Annotated in this window: 11 protein-coding genes; 7 read left to right on the top strand and 4 right to left on the bottom strand. The window is 72.5% G+C overall.

All coding sequences use genetic code 11. The annotated features are described in order from the left end of the window. From ACWGKU_RS37515 to ACWGKU_RS37530, 4 genes are all read left to right on the top strand, one after another. On the top strand, positions 1 to 367 hold a 367-nt coding region (locus tag ACWGKU_RS37515), incomplete at its 5' end, for an HAD family hydrolase (protein ID WP_452191750.1). A gap of 32 nt (positions 368 to 399) precedes the next feature. Further along, positions 400 to 1365 (top strand): phosphoribosylaminoimidazolesuccinocarboxamide synthase, encoded by a 966-nt coding sequence (locus ACWGKU_RS37520; RefSeq protein ID WP_401053941.1) that lies wholly within the window; start codon positions 400 to 402, stop codon positions 1363 to 1365. Positions 1366 to 1462: 97 nt separating this feature from the next. Further along, positions 1463 to 2122 (top strand): 3'-5' exonuclease, encoded by a 660-nt coding sequence (locus tag ACWGKU_RS37525; RefSeq protein WP_331768699.1) that lies wholly within the window; start codon positions 1463 to 1465, stop codon positions 2120 to 2122. Positions 2123 to 2174: 52 nt separating this feature from the next. Next, positions 2175 to 2810 carry a mycothiol-dependent nitroreductase Rv2466c family protein gene (locus ACWGKU_RS37530; protein ID WP_331768698.1) on the top strand — a complete coding sequence of 212 codons (636 nt, stop codon included), beginning with the start codon at positions 2175 to 2177 and terminating at the stop codon, positions 2808 to 2810. Between the two features lie 82 nt (positions 2811 to 2892). On the opposite strand, the gene ACWGKU_RS37535 is transcribed toward ACWGKU_RS37530, so the two are convergent. After that, positions 2893 to 3441 carry an NUDIX hydrolase gene (locus ACWGKU_RS37535; RefSeq protein WP_331768697.1) on the bottom strand — a complete coding sequence of 183 codons (549 nt, stop codon included), beginning with the start codon at positions 3439 to 3441 and terminating at the stop codon, positions 2893 to 2895. A gap of 520 nt (positions 3442 to 3961) precedes the next feature. Next, positions 3962 to 4333 (bottom strand): hypothetical protein, encoded by a 372-nt coding sequence (locus ACWGKU_RS37540; protein ID WP_331768696.1) that lies wholly within the window; start codon positions 4331 to 4333, stop codon positions 3962 to 3964. 142 nt (positions 4334 to 4475) lie between these two features. Here ACWGKU_RS37540 and ACWGKU_RS37545 point away from each other — a divergent pair, with 142 nt between their 5' ends. Continuing rightward, positions 4476 to 4895 carry a DUF6093 family protein gene (locus ACWGKU_RS37545; RefSeq protein WP_331768695.1) on the top strand — a complete coding sequence of 140 codons (420 nt, stop codon included), beginning with the start codon at positions 4476 to 4478 and terminating at the stop codon, positions 4893 to 4895. A 189-nt stretch (positions 4896 to 5084) separates the two neighbouring features. On the opposite strand, the gene ACWGKU_RS37550 is transcribed toward ACWGKU_RS37545, so the two are convergent. After that, the gene (locus ACWGKU_RS37550; protein ID WP_331768694.1) at positions 5085 to 5429 is read right to left on the bottom strand and encodes a hypothetical protein; all 345 of its coding nucleotides are present in this window, start codon (positions 5427 to 5429) and stop codon (positions 5085 to 5087) included. Positions 5430 to 5849: 420 nt separating this feature from the next. On the opposite strand from ACWGKU_RS37550, the gene ACWGKU_RS37555 reads away from it, so the two are divergent. Both ACWGKU_RS37555 and ACWGKU_RS37560 read left to right on the top strand, forming a co-directional pair. After that, the gene (locus ACWGKU_RS37555; RefSeq protein WP_401048493.1) at positions 5850 to 6134 is read left to right on the top strand and encodes a hypothetical protein; all 285 of its coding nucleotides are present in this window, start codon (positions 5850 to 5852) and stop codon (positions 6132 to 6134) included. Positions 6135 to 6255: 121 nt separating this feature from the next. After that, complete coding sequence (locus ACWGKU_RS37560; protein WP_401048495.1) at positions 6256 to 6645, top strand: hypothetical protein; 390 nt, start codon at positions 6256 to 6258, stop codon at positions 6643 to 6645. Between the two features lie 382 nt (positions 6646 to 7027). Here ACWGKU_RS37560 and ACWGKU_RS37565 read toward each other — a convergent pair whose 3' ends face one another. Beyond that, positions 7028 to 8419 (bottom strand): helix-turn-helix transcriptional regulator, encoded by a 1392-nt coding sequence (locus tag ACWGKU_RS37565; RefSeq protein WP_331768691.1) that lies wholly within the window; start codon positions 8417 to 8419, stop codon positions 7028 to 7030. Between the last annotated feature and the right edge of the window lie 151 nt (positions 8420 to 8570).

Genomic DNA, 8570 nt, shown 5'->3' on the forward strand with positions numbered 1-8570 from the left:
CGCCGCCGGGGGGGGGCGGGGGCCCCGGGGCGCCCGCCCGCCGGCGGGGGGCCCGGGCCTCCCCCCTGGGGGGCGGGGGGGCGTCCGCGGGCCCGCGGCCGCCGGCGCGCCCGCCGCCCACGGCAAGCCGGACCCGGAGCTGTTCCTCACCGCCGCCCGCCGGCTGGGCATCACGCCGGAGCGCTGCCTGGCCGTCGACGACGCGCCCGACGGCGTCGCCGCCGCCCGCGCGGCGGGCATGCGGGTACTCACCATGGCCGGCGCCCACCTCGCCCCGGTGAGCAGCGCCCCGGCCGGACCCCAGGCTCCCGCCGCCCGGCCCGCCGACATCCCGGGGCCGCGCCCGGTCCACGACCCGATCCGATGACGGCACCCATGCCGTCCGACCCGAGGAGCACCGTGCCCGTTCTGCACTCGACCAAGCGGACGACCGTCCTGCGCCCGCCGACCGCCACCCGCGAGGGCGTCGGCGAGTTCGAGTACACCGACCGCTACAGCGTCTTCCACTACGGCCCGATGCCGGATGCGATCCCCGGCAAGGGCGAAGCGGCCTGCCGGATGGCCGTCTTCAACTTCGCGCTGCTGGAGGAGGCCGGCGTGCGCACGCACTTCCGGCGCCAGAGCACCCCGAACCGGATCGAGTTCAGCCTCGCCCGGCTCCCGGAGACGCTCGACCACCCGCCCACCCCGCAGTCGGGCAACTACCTCCTGCCGCTGCAGGTCCTCTTCCGCAACGAACTCCCGCCCGGCAGCTCCGTCCACCGGCGCCTGGCCTCCGGCGACCTGAGCCCGGCCGACCTCGGCCTCGACGCGGTCCCCGCCGTCGGCGAACGGCTCCCGCAGCCGACCATCGAGTACGCCACCACCCGCGAGCCGGTCAACCGCTTCCTGACCCGCGCCGACGCCCAGCGCCTCTCCGGCCTCGACGACCGCCTCTTCCGTGTCCTACGCGAGAGCACCATCGCGGTCAACGGCGTGCTGAGCGACCACGCGGCCGGCGTCGGGCTGAACCACTGCGACGGCAAGACCGAGTTCCTGGTGACGGGCAACCAGGAACTGCTGCTCGCGGACAGCCCCGGCACCCCGGACGAGAGCCGCCTGATGTTCGACGGCGTGCACTGCGGCAAGCAGATCCTGCGCGACTGGTACGTGCGCTCCGGCAACGAGGTGCCCGTCGGCCGGCTGATCGCCGACGGCGTCCCCCGCCGCCAATGGCCCCAGCCCGCCTCGCTGCCGCCCGCGTTCGTCCCCGCGATGACCAACCTGTACCAGGCGCTGTGCGAGAGGTGGACGGGCGAACACCACTGGAACGCGCCCAGCCTGGAGGCCGCGACCCGGGCCGTGCGGGCCCTCACCGAAGAGTGAACGGACACCAGGGCGGCACCTACGCGGGCATGCTCGTCCCGGCGCGGCACCGCGCCCGGCACACGACGGCCGAAGAACTCGAGGAAACGGTGGACACATGGCCCTGACCGGGGACCCGGACTTTCGGGCGACGACGTTCATCATCGTCGACTTCGAGACGACCACCCCCACCGGCCGCCCGGCCCAGCCCATCGAGGTTGCGGCCCTGGCCCTACGCCTACACAACGGCACCTGGCAGGAGAGGGGCCGCAGCACCTCCCTGATCCGCCCGCCCGCGTTCGCACCGGTCACACCCGCCGACACCGCCCAGACCGGCCTGACCGCCGACCAGCTCGCCAACGCCCCCACCCCGGCCCAGGCCCTCGGCGCGCTGGACCGCCGCCTCACCCCCGGCACCCCCTACCTGCTGGTGGCCCAGCACGCCGCCACCGAGGCGAACATCCTCCACCACCAGGCCGAGCACTGCCCGACGCTGGCCCGCACCAACCTCATCGACACCATCCCACTGGCCAAGCACCTCGTCCCCGGCCTGCCCAACTACAAGCTCGACACGCTCCTGGCCCACTTCACCATCCCCCAGCCGCCCAACCGCCACCGGGCACCCGACGACGTCGACGTCACCACGAAAATCTTCCTCCACCTCATCGCCGCCGCCGACCTCGACCCGCGCCTAAACAGCCTCACGGCCCTGCTCAAGACCGCCGGACGCACCGCCAAGGCCAACCAGCCCGTCCAGGCCGGCTTGTTCGACACCTGACCCACCACGACACTCCGCACGACCGAACCGAGACAAGGACGGTGCCCACCCGATGCTCCACGACGACGACCTGACCCGCACTGAGGTGCCCTTCTGGTTCGACCCGCTGTGCCCGTGGGCGTGGGTCACCTCCCGCTGGCTCCTGGAAGTCGAGAAGGTCCGCCCCATCCGCGCCGACTGGCGGATCATGTCACTGGCCTACCTCAACCTCGTCCAACGCGCAGGCGAGGGCCTCAGCGCCGAATACCGGGCGCTGATGGAGAGCGCCTGGGGCTCGGTGCGGGTGTGCGCGGCCGCCGCCGAGCACGCCGGCCCCCAGATCCTCGGCCCGCTGTACACAGCCATCGGCACCCGCCTGCACAACCAGCGCCGCCGCGACGACCCCACCGTCATCCCCGAGGCCCTCGCCGAGACGAGGCTGCCCGCCGCCCTGGCCTCGGCCACCACCGCCATCGGCTACGACCAGCGCATCATCGCCTCCCACCACGAGGCTTTCGACGAGGTCGGACTCGACGTCGGCACCCCCGTCCTGCGCATCGCCGGTACTGCCCTGTTCGGTCCCGTGCTGCGCCAGGCCCTCCGCGGCGAGGACTCCGGGAAGCTCTGGGACGGCCTGGTACTTGTCGCGCAGACCGACGGCTTCTACGAGCTCAAGCGCAGCCGCAACGCCAAGCCGGTCCTCGAGTGAGCGAGGCTGCGCCGACCCGGTACCGGGGGACGCCTCCGGGCCGTGGTGCGGACATCGCAGTGTCACGCCCGCCTCGGAGGGCCTACGCGGTGACGTCGAACGCCCGAGCGACACGCTCCCCGACCACGCTCACGGCCAGGTCCAACGGGTACCAGGCCGCGCCGGTCACCTCCGTCTCCTGGAGGAACCCGATCTCGGCACGTTCCGTCGAGAAGGCGTACCCGATGTCCAGGTGGTGGTGCGCCGGTTCGTCCTTCTCCGGCCGCGCCGGCACCAGGCCGTACTCGACGTAGACCGGGACCGGCGACAGCGCCGCGATGTGGCACTCGTCAAGGCCGGTCTCCTCCGTCAGCTCGCGCAGCGCCGCCCTGAGCAACGTGGTATCGGTGGGTTCGAGATGGCCGCCCGGCTGCAGCGTGATCCCGTAAGCAAGGTGGTCGATGAGCAGCACCTCGCAATCGCGGACCAGGAGCGCGCCGACCGTCACGTGCATCGGGAAGGTGCGTCGGGACGCGAACTCGGAGCCCTCGTCGAGGAGCCGCAACGGCTCGGCCAGCGCTTCGGTCTCCTCTTGAAACCGCTCGAGGTACGCCGACAATGTCTGCGCAATGGTCGCGTCACTGATCGCCACGGTTCACCCCCGATCCGACCCAGGAGCGGGACTCCCATCGACCAACTGCTTGGAGACGGGCAGCGAGCATGCGCACAATCAGCTCCAGCGGGCGTGGCGTACAAGGCTCGCACTCTACAAGCCGGGCAGACCCGAACGTGGCTCAACGTGCTCCTGAGTCTGCCTTCGCTCTCCGAGCGCCGTTCACAACCGCCTCATGCCAGCTGCCTCTGCCCACCAGCACCTCCTCGTCCGCGTCGGCCACACTGTGCCCGCCAACCGCCAGGCAGCGCTGGTCGCAGGGGTGTTGGGCAGATGCCGGATGCTGGTGACCTCTCCGGGCTGCCTTCGTCCGAAAGGATGAATCTAGCGACGTACGTCCTACGCGATCCCCTCGCCCGCCCACGCGCTTACGAGCACGCTCTCGCCACCATGAGCCTGAGCGCCGACGCCCTCGCCACCCGTCTCACCACCCGCGGCGGCGCCTCGGCACAGCCCACCGGCGAGCACACCCTGGTCACCGGCGACGACAACGGCCGCATCACCCAGTGGCGGCTCGTCCCGCCCGGCACCGAGGCGGCCCTACCCAAAACCAGGTTTCGGTGGCGCCGGCCGCCTCGGCGAGGACGGCGGCCTGGTAGGCGGTGACCGAGGCCGGGCCCCGGTCCTCCAGCACGGTGCGCCCGTCTCCTACTGCCGGCAGCGACTCGTACCGGTGCACTTGGAGTGCGGCCAGCAGCAGCGTCTCCGTGCGCGGGTGCCCGGTGCGAAGGAACCGGTCGCCTCCGGTGTAAAGGGCGGCGATCACCTGCCCGGCCAGGCCCTGGGGTCGGGAGTCGGGGAGCTCGAGCAACGGAACGCACAGCTCGCCGAGCGCGGCGGCGGCCAGCACCGAGGTGGCTCTTGCCGACACCGTTGACCCCCTCCAGGGTCACCCAGCCGCTCACCGGGCACCGCCCGCCAGCGTCGCGGTGCGGTACAGCCCATCTGTTGGGACACCGTCGCCACCATCCCGCTCGACGCGTAGCTCCGGGCCGCTGCGAGAGCCGGAGAACGTGCGCACCCTCGTGGACCTCGACGCCGTCCACCACACCATGGAGACCACCGTCATGGTCGACATGGTGAGGATCAGCAGGCCGACCGGCACCCCCATCCTGGACGTCGACACCGGGCTGGTGGGGCCCACCCCGACGACCACGATCTGGGAAGGCGCCGGCGCGGTGCTGTCCGCGCACGGCCTCGCCGCGGTCGAGCACCTGGTCGGTGGCCGGTGGCTGGAGGACGACGCCTCCTGGTACGGACTCGTCACCCCGCCGGCCGCACCGCTCCCACAGCGAGGCGACCTGGTGACCGTCGTCGCCACGAAGGCGCCGACTGCCGGCCCGGTCGGCCGCACCTGGCAGGCCCTCGACCCGGGCGAGGCCAGCACGGTGGAGGTCGCACAGATCACCCGGCTGGACGAGGTCGTGCTGTAGCTGCGACGCCGGGTAGCGACGGGGGCCTTCGATACCTTGCCCACCATCCGACTGGATCGGCTCCTCGCGCTGCCGCAGATCGGACGGGGTGGACAGCGACGTAGGCGCTGTCCACCTGATCGGGCTCTGTGCCCGAATGGCCCGCCCTTCGGCCGCATGGGGCCGGCGTAGCTGCGTTCGGGCCTCCGGTCAGCTCTCGACCATGAAGGAGCGCGGATGCGAGTTGAACCTGACCGAACGGCCAGCCGAGACGTTGAACAGCGCGATGGTGCAGTCCTCTCCCCAGTAGAAGCGGACCGTGCTGTCCGTCGCGTTGTTCACGCCCGACAGCGGCCCCTGCGCCTCCCTCGGTACGTCGTAGCAGCCCGGGGCCGGGTCGACGTACGGCACGCCCGGGCCGGAGCCCGACCCGTCAGGAAAGATCACGTTGTAGAACGTCAGAGTGCCCGTGGCGGCCTGGGCGGACGTGGGGACGGCCACGGCCAGCGTCCCTGCGGCGATGAGAGTACCGAGCGTCGTGACGAGGCGTCGCATGATGGGACCTCCTGGACACCGGGTCGCCGAGTGCGCCCCGTGATCGCCACCAACGGTAGGACTGCGTACGTGAATCGTCACCGGCGCGAAGGGGTGTGCGAACGGCGCGAAGGCCATGGCTGAACCGCAAGTCGGGAGGTTCCGGGGATGGCGCTGCGGTTGGAGGGGTAGTCGGACAAGGGGGCGGCGGCCAGCCGCCCCGCTGTCTGCGCGGGGCGATCTGGTGACCGTCGTCGCCACGAAGGCGCCGACCACCGGCACGGTCGGCCGTACCTGGCAGACCCTCAACCCAGGGGAGGCAGCTTCGACGGCAGCCTGGTGGCCAGGTACACCGCTGACTCCGGCGGAGTCCTGATCATCGGTGGGGCCTGGGGCACCATCACCGATCCCGACGCGGTGACAACGTCCGCGATTGCCGCGATGCAGTCCCCGAGAGGTGCCTGGACGGTGCCGCTGACCGACGTCGACGCCCGGGACCCGCACGACCCGCAGGGCAGGCTGAAGTGCGGAATCAGCACCGAGGCCTTGCTCGTCTTTGTCGTGTGCCTCTGGGCCGACCATGACACCGCCGGCTCGGTGAACTTCCCCGCCTGGGCCGAAGGGAGCCCGGCCACCCTCGACCAGACCACCGCCGCCGACCGCACCCGCCGCATCCGCGACGCCATGACGGCCCCAAGTAACCGTCGCACCACGTGCGCACGATGAAGAAGCTCGGGCCCTCGAACGGACGCGCCGCCTCCGGCCGCCCCGGCGTACAAGACACGTGGAATGGAAAATGCGCAAGAGGCGTAATCCGTCGGCACTGGCCTACCTCACGATCGGGCTCATGTGCTTGCTGATCGCCGTCGCCGGAGTGGCCAGTACAACGAGGGTCGACGACCTCACCCCCATCTGCCTCACGGGTGTTCCGGGCTTGATGCTGACGATCCGTGCCCCGATGTACGGCGTCGCCTTCGGAGACACCGGCCTGAAGTACTCCGGCCTGCTCAACTCGCGCTCCTACACCTGGTCCGGGATCCAGGAGGTGAGGCCCGCCGTCGTTTCGGGAACCCTGTTCTCCTCGACCGTCCCGGAGCTGCTCCTGGCCTCGGGCAAGACCGACCGGCTCCCGATGCTGGCGGGCTACGGGTCGGGGAACACGCCCAACCAGCGGATCGAGCAGCTCGTGGCCGAATTGGAGGAGGCGCGCTCGTCCGCCCTCTCCTCGCCACAGTGACCACGCCCTCCACTCGAACACCACCCGCCGCCGCCGTCCGCCGGATCGCCCGCTGCGAGGCCATCCCGCTGCGCCTTGGCCGCCGTCCTCGGCGCGGCCCAGGCCGTGGCCGGGCCGCAGTGGTCGGGACTCGGTTGTTCGCGACGCCGACCTTCCACGGCCTCTGCGCCGCTCGCGTCCGGCCGCCCGCCCGCCGCCCGCCCGCCGCCTGGTCGCCGGCTGCCCCGCGCACTGCCCTCTGGCCACCGGTCGCAGACCCGGCGCCCCGGGGAACCACCGTGCTCGGGTGCCCCGGCGCGGGCGCGCTCAAGAGCCTCCTCGGGTCCGGCTACCGGGACACCTGCCTCGGCTGACGGCCTCTGGCACCGTCCCGGCCACCGTCCTACGGGGCGGCGGCAGACCGGCTCCCTGCCACCGCAGGCACCGGCTGTGAGCCCCTTGCCGCAGCCGAGCTCGACGACGGCGCCCCGGTGCGGACCACCCTCGCCACCCTCGCGGACCCCGACGGCTGGCGCACCGGCACCGCCAGCCTGCGCGGCTGCGGCGCGACCTGAGCCCTGAGGCCGGCGAACACGTCACCGTAAACCGGCACCGGCACCGGTACCGAAACCGGAGCCTTCCCCCATGTGCTGCGCCTGGCTGCGCTGAGCCGCTGGGCGTCCTCGTACGCCTGCTGGAGAAGCATGGTCAGATCGGTGACCTCGGACTTCAGCCTGGTGACCTCCGCGTCCAGGGCCCCGGTACGGCTGTGGGTGTCATCCAACCTCTCCGCCAGCTCGACGGTCAGCGCCGTCCTCGGGCCGGTCGCGTTCAGCGCCTTCCAGCGGAGCTCATGGAGCATCGTGCGCAGGGCCGTCCCGTCGCCGGGGCCGGGAGCCGCGAAGGCCGCGAGCCTGTCGACGACATCCCGAGGCGGCACCCGGTGACCGTTCAGGTAGCGGGACATCGTGGCGGGGCTGACGAAGACCGCCCCGGCGACCTGGCGGATCGAGCAGTGCCGTGAACGGACCACGTCCCGAAGGGTGTCCGCGAGCGTCACGACCTCGGCCGGGAGACCGGAGTCCAGGGGGACGAGCGGCCTCGACTGACGCCACCGGAAGAGCTCGACCTCCTTGCCCGGTGCCGTCGCGGAGCGGCCCCCGCCCTCCTCCCGGGCCACCTCGGACAGCGCCCGCCGCAGCCGGTGCCAGGCACCGCGGTACCACTCGAGAACGCCCGGTCCGCCGCCACGACCTCCGTACGAGGCCGCGAAGTGCAGGCAGCTCCGAACGAAGCCGACGAGCAGAGGAAGGCGCGGCAGGCTGCGGCGCCGCAGGTTCAGTGCGTCGCCCACGGTGCTTCGGCCCGCGTGGGTGTCGAGATGCCTGGACATGTGCCGGGAGACCCACCCCAGCGACGGCTCGCCGGCCCAGGCCTTCAGCTCGCGCAGGCACTGCACGAACTCTCCCACCGTCCGGCAACCGCCGGGGTCAGGGGGCAGTGCGGGGCCTGAGGCCGAGAACCCGGCATCGGCACGGCGAGTGCGCGCGACGTTCCACTGCGCGGCCCAGAACTCCCGGTCGCCGCCGCAGGCGGTGCCGTAGGCGACGGTCACCGCCAGACTGGGCAGCCGTCTGCCGGAGGCGGCCTGGGCGAGCGCCGATACGGAGAAACCGGTCCGATGCGCCAGGGCTTCGTAGGGAGGCAGCCCCGCCTCCTCCCGGGCCCGGCGCAGCAGCAGGGCGAGCCCCGCGTACGGGGCGTGCGGGTCGATGGGGTTCTCACGACGTGGCACGGCGTACCTCCTCACGGTGCGTGGCGGGGGCGCAGGCGTGCGGCACCGCCCCCGGGGGTGTACCCGGCCGTCAGGGGGTCTGGCCCCGCGCGCGCGCGACCCCGCCCGGGGCGGGGCCCGCCCCGCGGGCGGCCAGGGCGTGGTAGCCCAC

This window comes from Kitasatospora sp. NPDC054768 (genome assembly GCF_053612025.1).